Here is a 15,787-nt window from a genome sequence, read left to right as displayed (position 1 = left end):
GACGGCCGTCAGCGCACGTCGAACATCGCGTCGATGAGCCGGTGCAGCACCTGGCCGGTCTCTCGGCGGGTCCGTTTCGGGTCGTCGGCCGTCGCGATGACCATGGCCGCCTCGTCGAGTGCCCCGATCAGCACGTGCGCCAACGGCCGCACCGGCTGCTCGGCCAGCTGGCCGGCCCGAATCGCCTCGGTGAGCATCTGCTCGGTCATGCCCAGGCTGTAGCGCTGGGCGACATCACGGAATTCGGCCCAGCCGAGCACGCTCGGCGCATCCAGCAGGATCAGCTGGCGCACCTCGGGATCGCCGGACACGTCGAGCCACGCGTCGACCGCGGCTCGCACCGCGTCGGCCGGCGTGGCGGCCCCGGATTCGGCCACCGCCACGGCCATCCGCGCCATCACGTCCTGCTCGACGACCTCGACGACGTCGCGGAAAAGCGCTGCCTTGTCGGCGAATTGGTGGTACATCGCGCCCCGCGTGACCCCCGCGGCGGTCGCGATCTCCGGCGTCCCCACTTCGGCGTAACCCCGCAGCCCCCACAGCTTGCGGGCAGCCGCGATCAGCGCGTCGCGGGTCGCCGCGGAGCGCTCTTCCTGGGTCCGTCTCTTGCTTTCCATACAGTCTGTTGGTAACTTACGAACAGACAGCCTGTTTGTAAGTGTATCCCCAAGGTAGGAGTTTGCTATGTCGACGATCGACATTAGTGCCGGAACGATCCATTACGAAGCAACCGGACCCGAAAACGGCAGGCCTGTCGTCTTCGTGCACGGCTACATGATGGGTGGGCAACTGTGGCGCGAGGTCAGTAAGCGCCTGGCGGCCCGCGGTCTGCGGTGCATCGCCCCGACCTGGCCGTTAGGTGCGCATCCCGAGCCGCTGCGCCGCGGCGCCGACCGGACGATCACCGGTGTCGCCGGCATGGTCGCCGAGGTGCTCGCCGCGCTGGATCTGCAGGACGTGGTGCTGGTGGGCAACGACACCGGCGGCGTCGTCACCCAGCTGGTGGCCGTGCACCATCGCGAACGGCTGGGTGCGTTGGTGCTTACGAGTTGCGATGCGTTCGAACACTTTCCGCCGCCGATCCTCAAGCCGATCATTCTCGCGGCGAAGACCAAGCCCTCCTTCCGGACCGTGACCCAGGCCATGCGGGTGCCGGCCGTGCGCAAGCGCGCGTTCGACGGCCTGGCGCACCGCAACATCGACGAGCTCACCGAGGCCTGGGTCAGGCCGGCGCTGTCGCTCCCCGCGGTCGCGGAAGACCTGCGCCAGTTCACCCTTTCGATGCGCACCGAGGTGACGACGACGGTGGCGGCCCGGCTGTACGACTTCGACAAGCCGACGCTCATCGCGTGGTCGGCCGACGACGTGTTCTTCGAGCAGGAAGACGGGGCGCGGCTGGCCGCGACCATTCCCAACGCCCGCCTCGAAGTCATCGCGGCGGCACGGACGTTCTCCATGGTCGACCAGCCCGATCGGCTCGCCGATCTGCTGTCATCGATTGCGGTGCGCACGTAACCGGCCGGCGCTTAGACGCTCGCGGTAGCGTCTTGGCCATGTCAGACGCGACGTCTCCCCTGCTCGGCCGGCGGATCCTGGTCACCGGGGGCGCCAGCGGTATCGGCGCGGCGGCCGTGGAGGTGCTCACCGCGGCGGGAGCGAAGGTGGCAGCGACCTACCACCAGACCCCGCCGCCGGACGGCCTGGCGGCCGAGTGGTTACAGTGCGACGTCCGCGAGGCCGAGGCCGTCTCGGCGATGGTCCGCGACGTGGCGCAACGCCTCGGCGGGCTCGACGTCCTGGTGAACGCCGCCGGGCTGTGGCAGGCGGGCATCCCCGGTTACATCGGCGCCGACGACATCTCGTTTCTGTTGGACACCAACATCAAGGCGACCATCCTCACCAACCAGGCCGCCTACGCGGTCATGAAGGACCAGGACCCCAAGGGGGGCCGGATCATCAACTTCGGATCATCGGAAGCCGTGATGGGCAGCCCAATCTCGGCCGTTTATGCCGCGACCAAGGGCGCGGTGCAGGCATGGACCCGGTCGGCCGCCAAAGCCTGGGCCGCTGACAACATCACCGTCAACGCGCTTGCCCCCGCGGTCCAGACGCCCGGCGCCGACCGGCTCCGCGAATTCCTCGGTCCGGACGCCGCGGCCCTGATCGACCAGCAGATGAAGATGATGATCCCGCTTGGGGGCACGCTGGGCGAACCCGCCCGCGACGTCGGTCCGATGTTGGTCTTCCTGGCCGGCCCGGGCGCGGGTTTCATCACCGGACAGCTGCTGGCCGTGGACGGCGGTCTGATGATGGTGGGCGGATAGCGCCGCCGCGCATCAACTTTGGCCGCCGCCCTTCGATGGTCCTCTGCGGCCGTGCCGCCGGCCGGACAGGTGCGACGATCGCGACTGTGAGATTTCGCGGCGAAGTTCACGCGCTCGATTCCGTAACAGCAACAGCGACCGGTGCAGCTCAAACAGCATGGGGCCAATGATGACCGTCCGAGACGAACGGATCCGCCATACACGCGGGCCCCGAAGCGGAATCGTGAGCGAAATAAGTGTGAAAACTTCACACATGCGTGGCGCGAGGCGGCAGGCCACTTACCTCTCGGCCGAGCCAACCGCTACTATAAGACGGACCGTCTCGTCTCGCAGGATGGGCTAAGTGAAGGTGGATCCGGCCGATGGCTGACGACACGATTCAAGCGCTGCTGAACAAGCGCCTGTCCGATCCGTCAGTCGCGGTGAAATACCATGACCTGCAATGGACTTGGCGTCAGTATCTGGAGGGCGCCGCGGCGCGGGCCGCCGCGCTGCTGGCCGCCGCCGATCCGCAACGGCCCGTGCACGTCGGTGCCCTGCTGGGGAACACGCCCGAGATGCTGAGCCAGATGGCGGCGGCCGGGCTCGGCGGCTACGTGCTGTGCGGCCTGAACAACACGCGGCGCGGTGAGGCGCTGGCCGCCGATGTCCGTCGTTCGGACTGTCAGTTCGTGGTGACCGATGCCGAACATCGGCCGCTGCTCGACGGCCTGGACCTCGCCGGCACGCAGATCCTCGACACCTCGACAGCGCAATGGGCCGAATTCGTCGGCGCCGCAGGCGAACTGACGCCACATCGGCAAGTCACCGCGATGGACGCCTTCATGATGATCTTCACCTCGGGCACGAGCGGAAATCCCAAGGCCGTCCAGGTATCCCACTTCATGGCCACCATCGCCGGTCTCAGCCTGGCCGACCGCTTCACCCTCACCGACCAAGACACCTGCTACGTGTCGATGCCCCTGTTTCACTCCAACGCGGTCGTCGCGGGCTGGGCACCCGCGGTGTGCTCGGGTGCGGCGATCGTGCCCGCGAAATTCTCGGCGAGCAGTTTTCTCGAGGACGTCCGCCGCTACGGCGCCACCTACATGAACTACGTCGGGAAGCCGCTGGCCTACATCCTGGCCACCGCCGAACGCGAGGACGACGCGGACAATCCCCTGCGGGTGGCGTTCGGCAACGAGGCCAACGACAAGGACATCGAGGAATTCGGCCGCCGGTTCGGTGTGCAGGTCGAGGACGGCTTCGGGTCCACCGAGAACGCCGTCATCATCATCCGCGAACCCGGAACCCCGAAGGGCTCGATCGGCCGCGGCGCCCCCGGGGTGGCGGTCTACAACAGCGACACCGTCACCGAATGTGCGATCGCCCGGTTCGACGCCGCTGGGGCGCTGGTCAACGCCGACGAAGCCGTGGGCGAGTTGGTCAACACGGCGGGTTCGGGTTTCTTCACCGGCTATTACAACGACCCGGACGCGAACGCCGAACGCATGCGCCACGGCATGTACTGGTCCGGGGACCTGGCCTACCGGGACGCCGACGGCTGGATCTACCTGGCCGGGCGCACCGCCGACTGGATGCGGGTGGATGGCGAAAATCTGGCGGCGGCGCCGATCGAACGGATCCTGTTGCGCCACAACGCGGTCAGCCGGGTCGCGGTCTATGCCGTGGCCGACGGCCACGTCGGCGATCAGGTGATGGCCGCGATTGTCCTCAACGACGGTCACACCCTGACCGCCGCGGAGTTCGAAGCGTTCCTGGACGCCCAGCCCGACCTGTCCCCCAAGGCCCGTCCGCGCTACGTCCGGATCGCGGTCGACCTGCCCAGCACCGCCACGCACAAGGTGCTCAAGCGCCAGTTGATCGCTCAGGGAACGACCGTCGACGCCGGCGAAGTGCTGTGGGAGCGCCAACCCCGGGGCACGGCCTACACCCTCAGTGGCGATCGCAAGGGCGGCGAAGCCGGGCGCGGCGGGTCGCCACCATCGACTAGTGTCGATCGCAAGCTCGGCGGAGCCGGGCGCGGCGGGTCGCCACCATCGACTAAGCCGGGTTCCTCGGTATCCGGCGCCGGATCTGACCCTTCGACCGTCGCACCCGTTTGACCGGGTCCCGGGTTGTGCCGGCGGCGATCTCGTCGCGCAGCTGGGTGATGTTGGAGATCTCGGCGTAGAGCCCGCGGATGGCGTAATCCAACACCGCGAAGGAGTACCGCTGCTCGGGGTCCTCGGTGATGCCGAGTTCGGCCGACCGCTGCCGCGACCACAGCGCCTCGTCCAACCGGGCGCGGGTGGCGTCCAGATGGCGGTCCAAGGTGTCGACGACGTGTTCGGGATCCTGGCCGCGCGCGAGCCACGTTTTGAGGATGACGGGATGCTTGATGACCACGCGGTCGGGGCCCGGGAAGTGCTGCACCCAGCGGCGCAGCGCGTCGCGGCCGGCATCGGTGGTCTCGTACAGGGTGATGGCGCGCTTGCCGGATTGCGCGCCGATCTCGCTGACCATGCCCCGCTGCAGCAGCCGGGTCAGTTCGCGGCGCACGTGACTGACCGACGGCGACCAATAGAAGTGCCCGACCGACAGTTCGGCACGCATCTTGATCTCGCCGGCGGTGAGTTGCTCGTCGTTGGCGGCCAGCACCCCCAACACCAGGTACGCCGTGACCGGCAGGCCGTTGCTGGTTCTCGGGCTCACGAACTGCCGGTTTCCGCTGCGGCGAAGTACGGGAGCGTCACGTCGGGCCCGGTGGCGTGGAACTGCACGCGCACCCGCATGCCGACGGCCAGATTTTCCGGTGGCACGCCGACGACGTTGGTCAGCATCTGATAGCCCTCGTCCAGGGTGATGATCGCCGGCGCGTAGGGCGGTTCGAATTCCGGTGTCACTGGCCGGTATACGACCGTCCAGCTGTAGATCTCGCCGCGGCCGCTGCCCCGCCGCCAGGCGATGTCCTGCGAAAGGCATTGGCGGCAGTGCTCGGTCGGCGGGAAGTTCGCCAATCCGCAAGCCGCGCAACGCTGGTAGCGCAGCTCGCGGGAGCGACATCCCTCCCAGAACGGGCGGCTGACGTGGCTGCTCGCGTGCGGGACGGGCCCGGCTTGGGGCCGCAAGTGATCGGAAGTCATCGTGGTTGGTCTCCCAGAATCAGCACGGTGGTGAACAGGGCCCCCGCTCCCCCGTTGCTGCACAGCGCGACGTGCGCATCGGGGACCTGAAGGGCGCCGGCCTGCCCGCGTAGTTGCTGCACCGCGCGGATCGCCCGCTGCATCATCTGCGGATTGGCGCCGGCATGGCTGAACGACATGGTGCCGCCGTCGGTGGTGATCGGGTGGCTGCCGTCGATGGCGATGTGGCCCTCGGCCACAAACGGACCGCCCTCACCGTCGCCGCAGAAGCCGAAAGCCTCGAGCTGCCGGATGATTTCGAAGGAGAACGGGTCGTAGAGTTCCAGCACGTCGACGTCGTCGCGGCGCAAGCCGGCGTGTGTGAAGGCGCACTCGGCCGCGCGCCGGCCCACCACACCGTTGACATGGTCTCCGCGCCGGCCGGCGAGGTCGTACGCCGGGGGGTGCTGGTAGGACGGGCCGTGAAAGTCCGCGCCGCTGCCCAAGACGTAGATGGGTTGGCCCTTGACGTCGATGGCGTCGATGTTGGCCACGACGAGCGCGCACCCGCCTTCGGAGGTGGTGGCGCAGTCCAGCAGATGGAACGGGTCGGCGATGGGGCGCGACGCGGTGATGTCCTCCGGGCTGAACGGCCCGCGGTCGTAGTACACGGCTTCGGGATTGCGCGAGCCGTTGTTGCGGATGGTCGCCGCCACCATCGAAAGTTGTTCGCGCGTGGTGCCATAGGCATGCATGTGGCGCCGCGCGATGAGCGCGAACTCGGCGGTGGTGAACATGCCCCAGGGGGCGACGAATTCGTTCTCCGGCCGGGTCCAGGGCGCCGTGGCCTCATGGTCCCGGTATTCGCCGGCCTGGGCGGCGACCAACACCACCACCTCGGCCATGCCGTGCTCGATCGCGGTGACCGCCTCGGTGATCATGCCGACCCCGAAGGCCAGGCCCTGCCAGGCCGGCCCGATGCGCAGGTCGTAGATCAACGAGGTCGAGTCCGGGCTGGCGCTGATGCCGTCGACGTCGTCGAGGGTCAGGCCGGCATCGTCGAGCGCGCCGAGGATCGCCTTGATCGCCAGTCCGCGTGAGGTTTCGCCGTCCAGCCGTCTCCCCTGCCGGGTGTTGTGCACTCCGACGATCGCCGCGGTGCGCGTGGTCGGGCTAGTTCTCATCCGCGACAACTCCCAAATACGTTCCCATGACGTCGTATTCACGGCCACCGCGTGTGATGGTGCCGATCGTCGTGGCCCGTGAGTTGACGGGCACTGCGCCCGGCTCCACGACATCGATGCGCACGTCCACCGGCCGGGCCGTCTGCGGATCGGTGATTTCGACGACCATCGCGACCGCGCGTTCGCCGTCGTCCCATTCGACGCTGGTGATGCGGTGGCGCGCGGTCAGTTCCATCACTACGGAATCCTGGCGCACCAGGAAGCGCACCGGTGCACACAGTTCTCCGGCGCGGGGCGGCACGCACAGGCTGACCGCCATGTCATAGACCCGCCGGCCGGGCGCTGATGGTTCCCGACCGGCGCAATGCGTCCAGATCGTGCTCACTTAACCCCAGCAGGCCGGTCAGTACCTCGCCGGTGTGCTGGCCGTAGAGCGGCGGCAGCCGCCGGATCCAGCGCCGCGGCATGCCGAGGAACGCGAAAGGCATTCCGGTGCAGAGGAAAGATCCGGCGACGGGATGGTCGACCGTCTCCCAGAAGCCGCGGGCCTGCAGCTGCGGATCGGTCAGCAGCGCCGCGGCGGGTGTGACCGGCGCGGCGGCCACACCGGCCGCCCGCAGCGCGGTAACCGCCTCGGGGACCGAATGTCCCGCGGCCCAGGCGGAGATCAATTTGTCGATGTCGTCGACACGCTCGGCCCAGTCAGCATCCTGAAGCCCGGGCTGGCCGAGGAGGCCGGCCAACGACGCTCGGGCGGCGCCGTCGAGGGCGGCCAGCGCGACCCAGTCATCGTCACCACGACACCGGTAGACGCCCTGGGGGCTGGCGCCCGGGCCTCGGTTACCGTTGCGGCACAGCGCGATTCCATTGCGGGAGTATTCGACCAGCATTTCGGCTGCCACGTTGAGCGCGGCCTCGACCATGGTCGCTTCCACCTGCATTCCGGCGCCCCGGCGGTCACGGATCACCAGCCCCGCGACGGCGGCGAAGGCGGCGTGCAACCCGGCGATCGGATCGCACACACCCCGCGGGATCACCGGCGGGCCGTCGGCGTGCCCGGTCACCCATGCCATGCCGGTGGCCTGCTCCATCGTCTGCGCAAAGCCGACGCGATCGCGCCACGGACCGTCGAGCCCGAACGCAGGCATGCGGACCAGGATCGCCCGCGGATTCGCGGCGCGCACCGCATCCCATTCCAGGCCGAAGTTCGCCATCACCCGGGGTGAGAAATTCTCGACGACCAAATCGCTCGCGGCGATGAGCCCGAGCGCCAGCTCTCGCCCGGCCTCGGTGCCGAGTTCGAGGCTGACGCCCCGCTTGTTGTTGTTGCTGCACAGGAAGACCGGGCCCCACTCCCACCAGTGGTCCCAGTCCGGTGGGCGCCCGGCCGAGAACCTCATGCCGTCGGGCCGGCGCACACCCTCGACCTTGATCACGTCCGCCCCCAGGGCGCCGAGCAGCTGGGTGGCGACCGGGCCCGCCCAGAACGCGGTGAAGTCGGTGACCCGGATCTCAGACAGCGGCAGCGCGTCCGGGTCGGCGCTGCGGGGCGGTTGGGGCCGCACCGGCCACTGGACCCGCCCGTTGTCGGCGCCGAGTCGCGGCGGTTCTGCGGGCCCACGGGTCGCCATCGCGTCGCTGCGGTACGGCACGCGGGGCGCCAGCACCCCGGTCGGCGATTCGACGAACACGCCGCGTTCGCAGAAGTGGTCGATCTCGGGGAGCGTGTCAGGTGTCGCTATGGGGGCGACCGGAATCCGGAACGCCACCGCGAGATCGATGATCTCCTGGGTGGTTCGACGCGCGGTCCATCCGGTGACCATGCCCAGGAACTCGTCGCGGCGCTCGACCCGGCCGGCGAATGATGCCAGTTCGGCGTCGTCGACCAGATCGGCGCGCTCGATCATCACCAGGAAGTCCTGGAACTGCTGCGCGGTGATGGTGCAGAAGCCGACCATGCCGTCGGCCGTCGGGACGATCGACGGCAGCTCCAAACTCCGTTCGTACAGCAGCGAATCGGCGCCCAGCACGCTGGCCGCCATCGCGGACAAACCCCCCATGGCGATCGCCATGGCCTCGTACGTCGAGACATCGATGATGTGTCCGCGTCCGCTTCGGGCCGCATGCCGGGTCGTTGCCGCGGCCGCGGCCGCGGCGAACGTTCCCGCCAGCCATTCGCCGAGCCGGCCGCCCGCCTGCACCGGCTCGTCGTCGGGCCAGCCGCGACCGGCGATCGATCCGCATAGCGCCTGCAGGATGAATTCGTTGGCGGCCAGCTGGTTTTCGACGTAGGGGCCGGTGGTGCCGAACGGTGTCACCGCCACTACCACGGCCGCCGCGGCGGTGTGGGCGGTGATGTCGTCGAGCGTCCGCCCGCCGGTGAGGTCGGTGATGACCAGGTCGGCGCCGGCCAGCAGCGAGGTGATCTCGGGCTGGCCGTGATCGACCACCGACTTCTTGCCCGCGGCCAGATAGTCGAACAACGCGCCGGGCGCTCCGCCGGCCGACCACCGACGCAGCGCATCGCCTTGCGGTGACTCGATTTTCACCACCTCGGCGCCGGCATCGGCGAACATCTTGCCGCAGTAGGACGCCGGCAGGCCGTTACACAGCTCCAGCACGCGCCAGCCCGCGAACGGCGCCTCGGCCCCCACGCTCAGTTGCCCAGGGTGGTCGCGCGCCCAGCGATTCCGGACGCCTCGACCGTGACCGGCGCCTGCGCCGAGGCCTGCGCCTGCAGCGCGAACTGGGTCATCCGCGTCCACGCGTCACGGTCACGCTGGCTGGCTTGGCGGCCGACGTGGGTGACCACATCGACGTCGGTGGCCTGGGCGCGCAAGTAGCCGGCCCGGGCATGGTCTTTCGGGACGTACCGGAACGGATCGAATGAGTATGCGGCCATGGCGTTTTCGTGGGTGATCTTATCGATCACCGTGTCATCGAGGTGGGCCATGGTGGCGATGATGTCCTCCGGGGCGAAGGGCCAGTTGCTGTCCGAATGCGGGAAGTCGGACTCCCAGCACAGCATGTCCTCGTTGAACCAGTTCATGTTCTGCACGCCCACCTTGTCGCTGATGAAGCAGGTGTAGAAGTGCCGCTTGAACACATCGGTGGGTCCGCCGTACCCGGGTGGGAATGTCGCCAGCGTCCACCCCGAGTGACGGTTGTAGACGTGTTCGGCCCGCCAGAGGAAGTACGGTATCCAGCCGACGTCGCCCTCGGTCAGCGAGAACTTCAGTTGCGGGAAGTCGGCCCAGAACTGCGCCCAGATGAGCTCGGTGAAGGTGAACATGCTCATCATCGACGAGGCCGTCATCTGCACGCTGGGTGGGGCATCCGTCGACACCTGGGGAGAGCGCGACGCGGACCCCACATGGGTGCACAGCACCGTGTCGTGTTCGCAGACGGCCTCGAACAACGGATACCAATATTTGGTATGAATGCTGGGCATTTGCAAGGCTTCTGGGTTCTCCGAGAAGGTGACCGCGTGGCAGCCCTTGCCGGCGAGGCGCTTGACTTCCTTGGCGGCCTCGGTCACGTCGAACAATGGCAGGATGCCGCACGGGATGAACCGGCCCGGGTAGGCCCCGCACCATTCGTCGACGTGCCAGTCGTTGTAGGCCTTGATCATCACCAGGTTCGTGTCGCGGTCGGGGCCCTGGTTGAGGACCTGGCCGGAAAAGCCGGTGAAGTTGGGGAAGTTCAGCCCCGCCAGCTGACCACCGGCGTTCATGTCCCGCACCCGTTCGTCGACATTGAAGCAGCCCGGTCGCATCTCGTCGTAGCGCGAGGCGTCGATGTTGTACATCTCGCGCGGTTTTCCCGCGACGGCGTTCAGCCCCATGTTGCGTCCGCGGATCTCGCCGTAGTACCACTGCTGGATGCCGTCGGGCTCGAGAACCACTCGCGGGGCTCGGTCCTTGTAGGCGGCGGGAACGTGAGCGTCGAACATGTCGGCGGGCTCGGCGATGTGATCGTCCACGCTGATCAGGATCAGATCGTCCTTGTTCATGCCGCGCTCCTCGATCGGATCATCAGCGACTAGTAGACAATGGTGTGAGTCTCAGTGTCAACCACAGTGCTACCTGCTCGTCGTCGCGACTTCTGCCTGAATCGCGTCTGCGCCAACCGCTGGTCGGCAAGCGGCGGAACGATTCATCGCGGGCGGATCATTGCCGCTCGGTCACCGAATAAAGACTATTAGTCCGCACGATATCGCTGCGCGGGCACTCCCCGCGCGCCATCGCGCGATGCGCCGTGCCGCCGCGTGACACGATGGGGGATGACCGGCCGGGAAGGTGACGGAAGTTGAGCAACAACAAGGCTGCGCGTCCGACCACCGCCGACGTGGCCCGGCTGGCAAGCGTGTCGACCGCCACGGTCAGTTATGTGCTGAACAACGCGCAGGGCCGCCGCATCTCCCCGGAAACCCGCGATGCGGTGTACCGCGCGGCCAAACTGCTGGGGTACCGGCCCAATCTCGCCGCGCGCAACCTCGCGCGCGGCAAAAGCGGTGTGGTGCTCTACGTGGTCCCGCACGTGGCCGTAGGTGAGATGCCGATGCAGGCCGGCAGTCACATGACCACCGCACTGGCCCGCGAGGGTTTTCTTCAGGTGCAGATCTTCGAGACCGACGACGACCAGCATGTGGTCGACGCGATCGAAAATCTCGACCCGGTCGCGATCACCAGCCTGTTCCCGCTGAGTGCGGCCGCCCGTCAAGCGGTGACGAAGGCGGGTATCCCTCATATCGAGATCGGGACATTGCCCGCGCTCAAGAACCCGCACCTGTCGGTGGGCGAGATGCGCGTCGAGCACCTGGTCGAGCGTGGTCATCGTCGAATCGCGTTCGCCTACACCGGGATTGCCCGGTGGCGCCCGCTGGGTGACTACTGGTTCGAGGGTGTGTCACGGGCGGCGCAGTTGCGCGACCTGCCGCCGGTGCGCACCGACGAGGTCACCCTGGACAACGCCGCCGACGTGGTCAGCGCCTGGGTGGGCGAGGGGGTGACCGCCGTATGCGCCCAGAGCGACGAGATCGCCTGCCTCGTCCTCTACGGGATTCACCAAGCACGGCTGCGCTGTCCCGGGGACCTCGCCGTGATGGGCGTCGACGCCAGCCCGATGGGCATGGTGAGCACTCCGCCGCTGACCACCGTGCAATTCGATCCCTGCGCGGTCGCCGACGCCGCCCTTGCCGCCGTATTCGAGCGGCTGGGCCACGCCGCCCCACCGTCACCCGAGCTGACCGACATCGCCCACCTTGTGGTGCGGTCGTCGACCTGACTCAGTCGGCGGGCTCGTAACGCAGCAGCGTGACGTCGTGCTCCGGGTAGTCGCAGTACACCGGCTTCACCCGCATTCCGACCCTGAGGCGAGCCGGGTCGACATTGACCATCTCGGTGGAAAACCTTGGGCCCTCGTCCCATTCGACAATGGCGAGCAACTGGGGTACGGCGTCGGCGAAATGCGGGCTGACCGGCCGGTGCGCGACGGTGTAGGAGTACAGCGTCCCCATCCCGGAAATCTCGCGCCATTGCAGGTCGTCGGCCAGGGTGCGCGGCGCGCGCACCCTCGGGTAGAACACATAGGCCTGTAGCGACGGCGAATACTGAATGACGATGCGATGCTCACTGAGCGCATCCCAAAACGGCGCGCTGGTGGGCGTTTTGACGGGCATGGGCCGTTCGAAATTCATCTCCTCAGTCCCCTTGCAGGATCAGCGTCGTCTGCTCGGACAGGATGCCCCCGTTGCCGGACACGAACGCCCGGTTGCAGTCGGCGATCTGCGCGGCGCCCGCGCGGCCCATGATCTGGCGGGTGGCGTCGCAGACGTGGTGCATTCCGCCGGCCAAACCCGCTTGGCCGAAACCCAATTGCCCGCCCGCGGTGTTGAGCGGGAAATCGCCGCGGAAGGTCAGGTCGTGGTTGGCGACGAATTCCATGCCCTTGCCCTTCTCGCAGAAGCCCGCATCTTCCAAAGAGAGCAGCACGGTGATGGTGTAGCAGTCATAGATCGACACCATGTCCATCTGTTCGCGGCTCAACTCCGTCATGGCGAACGCGGTGTCGGCCGCGGCGGCGATCGGGGTGCGGAGCAGATCCTCGGCGTACGTCGGGGTCTTGAACGGCACGTGTTCGCCGAATCCCTTGATCCACACCGGGCGATTGCGCGACCGCCTGGCGACGTCGGCGCCGGCGACGACCACCGCGGCGCCCCCGACGCAGGGCATGACGATCTCGAGCATGTGCAGTGGGTCGGCGATGACCGGGCTGGCGAGCACGTCGTCGACGGTTAACGGCTTGTCCTTCCAGATCGCGCCGTCGGTGTGATTGGCGTTGACCCGCTGATCGACGACGATCTTGGCCATCGCACGCTCGTCGTAGCCGTAGACCGCGGCGTAGCGCTGGGCCACCTGGCCGTACGGTCCGTTCTGGCCGAGGTTGCCGTAGGGGATCTCGAATTCGGCTTGTGGCGAGCCGTATTGGTTGCTCGACGAGCCGAAGAACATGGCGTCGACCATGGGCCGCGGCTTCTTCTTGGAGGACGGCGTGATGTAGCGGGCGGGCAACGCGCACAGCACCGCGTCGCAGATCCCCAGCTCGACGGCCGCGGCCGCGCGCCACACCATGGCCGCGGCGCTGGCCCCGCCCAGATCGACGTGTTCGGCGAATCTCGCTCCCACGCCGAGGTATTCGGCGATCGTGGAGGGGACGAAGATCTCCGACTCAGCCAGGTGCGACGCGACGATGCCGTTGACAACATCTCCCGGCAGGCCGGCATCCTCGAGCGCGGCGGCGCCCAGCTCCGCCCACTGCTCGAGGACGAACGGCGCGGGCGAGGCCTTGTTGAGCCGCTCGGGCGGCAGCTCGACATATCCGACGATCGCGGCTTCTCCGCGTAATCCCATGCTGTGCCTTACTTTCGGGGTAGTCCGAGGATCATCTGCGCGATGATGTTCAGCTGGATCTCCCTCGTTCCACCGCCGATCAGCTCGGCCGGCAGGTGCAAGTAGGGTTCCACGACCGCGGCGTCGGGGTCGTCGACCATCGCGACCTGCCCGGTCAGCTGCAGCGTGGCCTGGAAGGTGCGGCGCAGCAGCACATTCATCGCGACCTTGGCGATGCTGGACGCCGGGCCGGACGACTGGCCGTCGAGCAGCCGAATTGTTTCCCGCACCCCGAGCGCCTTGATCGCGTTGGTGTAGGCGTCAAGCTCGCCGAGTTCGCGCAACGCGTCGTCCCGATCGGGTCCGGGTTGCGCGGCCAGCCGGCGCAGGGCGACGGCCCGGTCGAACTTGACGTATCCGCTGATGGCCGTGCGCTCTTCGGCCATCGTGGCGATCGCGAGGCTCCAGCCGTCGGTGGGTCCACCCAGCAGCATCTCGTCGGGGACAAAGACGTCGTTGAGGAACACCTCGTTGAAGTGCGCCTGCCCGGTCGCCGTCTTGATCGGCTGGATCTCGACCCCGGGGGAACGCATATCGAGGATGAAGTAGCCGATGCCGCGGTGCTTGCTGGCTTCGGGGTCGGTGCGTGCGAGTAGAGCACCCAGGTCGGCGTATTGGGCCAGCGACGTCCAGATCTTGTGGCCGTTGATCCGCCAGCCGCCGTCGACCTTGGTGGCCCGGGTGGCCAGCGACGCGAGGTCCGAACCAGCCCCCGGCTCGCTGAACAGTTGGCACCAATGCATGTCGCCGCGCTGGGTCGGCGGAATCAGCCTCTCCTGCAACTCTTTTGGTGCGGCGGCCAGCACCGACGGCAGGATCCACTCGGCGATGTTCAGCGACGGCCGAACCAGCCCGGGCCGCTTGGCGAACTCCTCGTCGATGATGAGCTGCTTCAGCGGGCCCGCATCCACGCCCCACGGTGCCGGCCAGTGCGGCACGATCAGACCGGCGTCGGCGAGCAACGTGCGCTGTGGTCCCGAGGCCTGGTCGGCGTAGTCGCCGTGCGGTGCGGGTTTGTCGTTGCTCAACTGCAGGGCCGCATCCAGTGTTCCGGCCACCCAGGAACGGAATTCGGCCTCCGCATCGCCGAGATCGACCGACGTGTCGCGCGTCTGGGTGCACGTCAGCTCCCCCAGCCGTCGCGCCCAGCGATTCGCCGGGCCGATCGATCCCGCCAGGCTGATGGCTCGCCGCCAGTACAGGTGCACGTCGTGTTCCCAGGTGAAACCGATGGCGCCGAGCATCGTCAACGCGTCGAGCACCAGGTCCGGCGCGGGCGAGATCGCGATCACGGCCGCGCCGGCCGCGGCGATCCGATGCTGGTCAAGTGATTCGCCGACGGCGCGGACCGCGTCCCAGGCCGCCGCGGTGGCCAACTCGCTGCTCACCAACAGCATCGCCGCGTTGTGCTGCAACGCCTGAAACGTCCCGATCACCTTGCCGAACTGCTCGCGGATGCGCAGGTGCGCGGTGACGGTCTGCAGGCACCACGCAACGATGCCGGCGGTCGTGCTGGCGACGAGCCCCACGACCACACAGCGGGCACGCTCGGTGTCGAGGCCGGTAAGCACCTCGGTGTCGGTGACGCGGTGGTCGTCGAGCCGCAGGATGCCGGCGTCCGCGACGAGGTCGGTGCCGGTTACGGGTTCGACTGTGGCCGTGGGGGTTTCGGTGTCCACCAGCGCCCAGACTACGTCGCCGTCATCGGTATGGGCCCCGAGCAGGATCGTTCGCGCCGCGCACACTCCCAGCGTGACTCGTGAAGCGCCGCTGATCAGCCAGTTGCCGCCGTCGAGGCGCGCCGAGAAGCCGTCCCCGGGCAGCACGATCGCCGCGGTGGCGCCGGCTGCCAGGTCCCGAAGAAACGACCGGGCGCCCGGCGTCGGATCGGCGAGCAGTGCGGCGGCTCCGGCGCTGACCGTCGGCAGTAGCGGGCCGGGGAGCAGCGCGATGCCCGCCGATTCCAACACGCATGCGGCGTCGATCAGTTCCCCGCCTTGGCCGCCGAGGTCTTCGGGCAGATGCACGGCGTGGAACCCGTTGCCAACCAGGGCATCCCACCATTCGGGGACGCGTCCGGCCGCGAGGTCGCCGAAGCTGTCGCGCGTGGTGGCGATGGGGGCATGCCGGGCGGCGAATTGTCCGACGGCGTCGCTGAGCTCTTGCTGCTCCGGACTCAGTCCCAGACTCACGAGGACGGCCGAGAGATAACTGGCATTGGCCGC

The 15,787-nt window shown here is 68.0% G+C and carries 14 protein-coding genes; 4 read left to right on the top strand and 10 right to left on the bottom strand.

Annotated features, from left to right (window positions below; all coding sequences use genetic code 11):
* Positions 1-8: 8 nt before the first annotated feature.
* Entirely contained in the window at positions 9-617 is a 609-nt protein-coding gene (locus tag DQP58_RS05330; RefSeq protein ID WP_112707446.1) for a TetR/AcrR family transcriptional regulator, read from the bottom strand.
* A gap of 67 nt (positions 618-684) precedes the next feature.
* On the opposite strand from DQP58_RS05330, the gene DQP58_RS05325 reads away from it, so the two are divergent.
* The 3 genes from DQP58_RS05325 (at position 685) to fadD1 (ending at position 4,429) form a co-directional block, all read left to right on the top strand.
* The gene (locus DQP58_RS05325) at positions 685-1,515 is read left to right on the top strand and encodes an alpha/beta fold hydrolase (protein ID WP_112707445.1); all 831 of its coding nucleotides are present in this window, start codon (positions 685-687) and stop codon (positions 1,513-1,515) included.
* 38 nt (positions 1,516-1,553) lie between these two features.
* Positions 1,554-2,324, top strand: coding sequence for an SDR family NAD(P)-dependent oxidoreductase (locus DQP58_RS05320; protein ID WP_112707444.1), 771 nt, complete (start codon positions 1,554-1,556; stop codon positions 2,322-2,324).
* Between the two features lie 362 nt (positions 2,325-2,686).
* The gene (gene fadD1, locus DQP58_RS05315) at positions 2,687-4,429 is read left to right on the top strand and encodes a fatty-acid--CoA ligase FadD1 (protein ID WP_112707443.1); all 1,743 of its coding nucleotides are present in this window, start codon (positions 2,687-2,689) and stop codon (positions 4,427-4,429) included.
* On the opposite strand, the gene DQP58_RS05310 is transcribed toward fadD1, so the two are convergent.
* Genes DQP58_RS05310 through DQP58_RS05285 form a run of 6 tightly spaced genes read right to left on the bottom strand, consistent with a single transcriptional unit; the run spans position 4,368 to position 10,624 of the window.
* Positions 4,368-5,018, bottom strand: a complete 651-nt coding sequence (locus DQP58_RS05310) for a PadR family transcriptional regulator (protein ID WP_112707442.1) — start codon at positions 5,016-5,018, stop codon at positions 4,368-4,370. The two genes, fadD1 and DQP58_RS05310, sit on opposite strands and share 62 nt — an antisense overlap.
* Positions 5,015-5,449, bottom strand: coding sequence for a Zn-ribbon domain-containing OB-fold protein (locus DQP58_RS05305; RefSeq protein ID WP_112707441.1), 435 nt, complete (start codon positions 5,447-5,449; stop codon positions 5,015-5,017). The genes DQP58_RS05310 and DQP58_RS05305 overlap by 4 nt, the downstream gene beginning before the upstream one ends.
* Positions 5,446-6,612, bottom strand: a complete 1,167-nt coding sequence (locus tag DQP58_RS05300) for a thiolase family protein (protein WP_112707440.1) — start codon at positions 6,610-6,612, stop codon at positions 5,446-5,448. The genes DQP58_RS05305 and DQP58_RS05300 overlap by 4 nt, the downstream gene beginning before the upstream one ends.
* The gene (locus tag DQP58_RS05295; protein WP_112707439.1) at positions 6,602-6,931 is read right to left on the bottom strand and encodes a hypothetical protein; all 330 of its coding nucleotides are present in this window, start codon (positions 6,929-6,931) and stop codon (positions 6,602-6,604) included. The genes DQP58_RS05300 and DQP58_RS05295 overlap by 11 nt, the downstream gene beginning before the upstream one ends.
* A gap of 1 nt (position 6,932) precedes the next feature.
* Positions 6,933-9,266: a CaiB/BaiF CoA-transferase family protein gene (locus DQP58_RS05290; protein WP_112707438.1), complete on the bottom strand. Its 2,334-nt coding sequence runs from the start codon at positions 9,264-9,266 to the stop codon at positions 6,933-6,935.
* 2 nt (positions 9,267-9,268) lie between these two features.
* Positions 9,269-10,624 (bottom strand): amidohydrolase family protein, encoded by a 1,356-nt coding sequence (locus DQP58_RS05285; protein WP_112707437.1) that lies wholly within the window; start codon positions 10,622-10,624, stop codon positions 9,269-9,271.
* Positions 10,625-10,920: 296 nt separating this feature from the next.
* On the opposite strand from DQP58_RS05285, the gene DQP58_RS05280 reads away from it, so the two are divergent.
* The gene (locus DQP58_RS05280) at positions 10,921-11,898 is read left to right on the top strand and encodes a LacI family DNA-binding transcriptional regulator (RefSeq protein ID WP_112707436.1); all 978 of its coding nucleotides are present in this window, start codon (positions 10,921-10,923) and stop codon (positions 11,896-11,898) included.
* Position 11,899: 1 nt separating this feature from the next.
* Here DQP58_RS05280 and DQP58_RS05275 read toward each other — a convergent pair whose 3' ends face one another.
* Genes DQP58_RS05275 through DQP58_RS05265 form a run of 3 tightly spaced genes read right to left on the bottom strand, consistent with a single transcriptional unit; the run spans position 11,900 to position 15,754 of the window.
* On the bottom strand, positions 11,900-12,310 hold the full coding sequence (locus DQP58_RS05275; protein ID WP_112707435.1) for a Zn-ribbon domain-containing OB-fold protein: 411 nt from the start codon (positions 12,308-12,310) through the stop codon (positions 11,900-11,902).
* 4 nt (positions 12,311-12,314) lie between these two features.
* Positions 12,315-13,523: a thiolase family protein gene (locus tag DQP58_RS05270; RefSeq protein ID WP_112707434.1), complete on the bottom strand. Its 1,209-nt coding sequence runs from the start codon at positions 13,521-13,523 to the stop codon at positions 12,315-12,317.
* Between the two features lie 8 nt (positions 13,524-13,531).
* Entirely contained in the window at positions 13,532-15,754 is a 2,223-nt protein-coding gene (locus DQP58_RS05265) for an acyl-CoA dehydrogenase (protein WP_112707433.1), read from the bottom strand.
* Between the last annotated feature and the right edge of the window lie 33 nt (positions 15,755-15,787).

Origin of the sequence: Mycobacterium colombiense (assembly GCF_003284975.1) — a bacterium.
Classification (GTDB): Bacteria; Actinomycetota; Actinomycetes; order Mycobacteriales; family Mycobacteriaceae; genus Mycobacterium; species Mycobacterium europaeum_A.
This window is presented reverse-complemented; position numbering and strand designations above follow the sequence as displayed.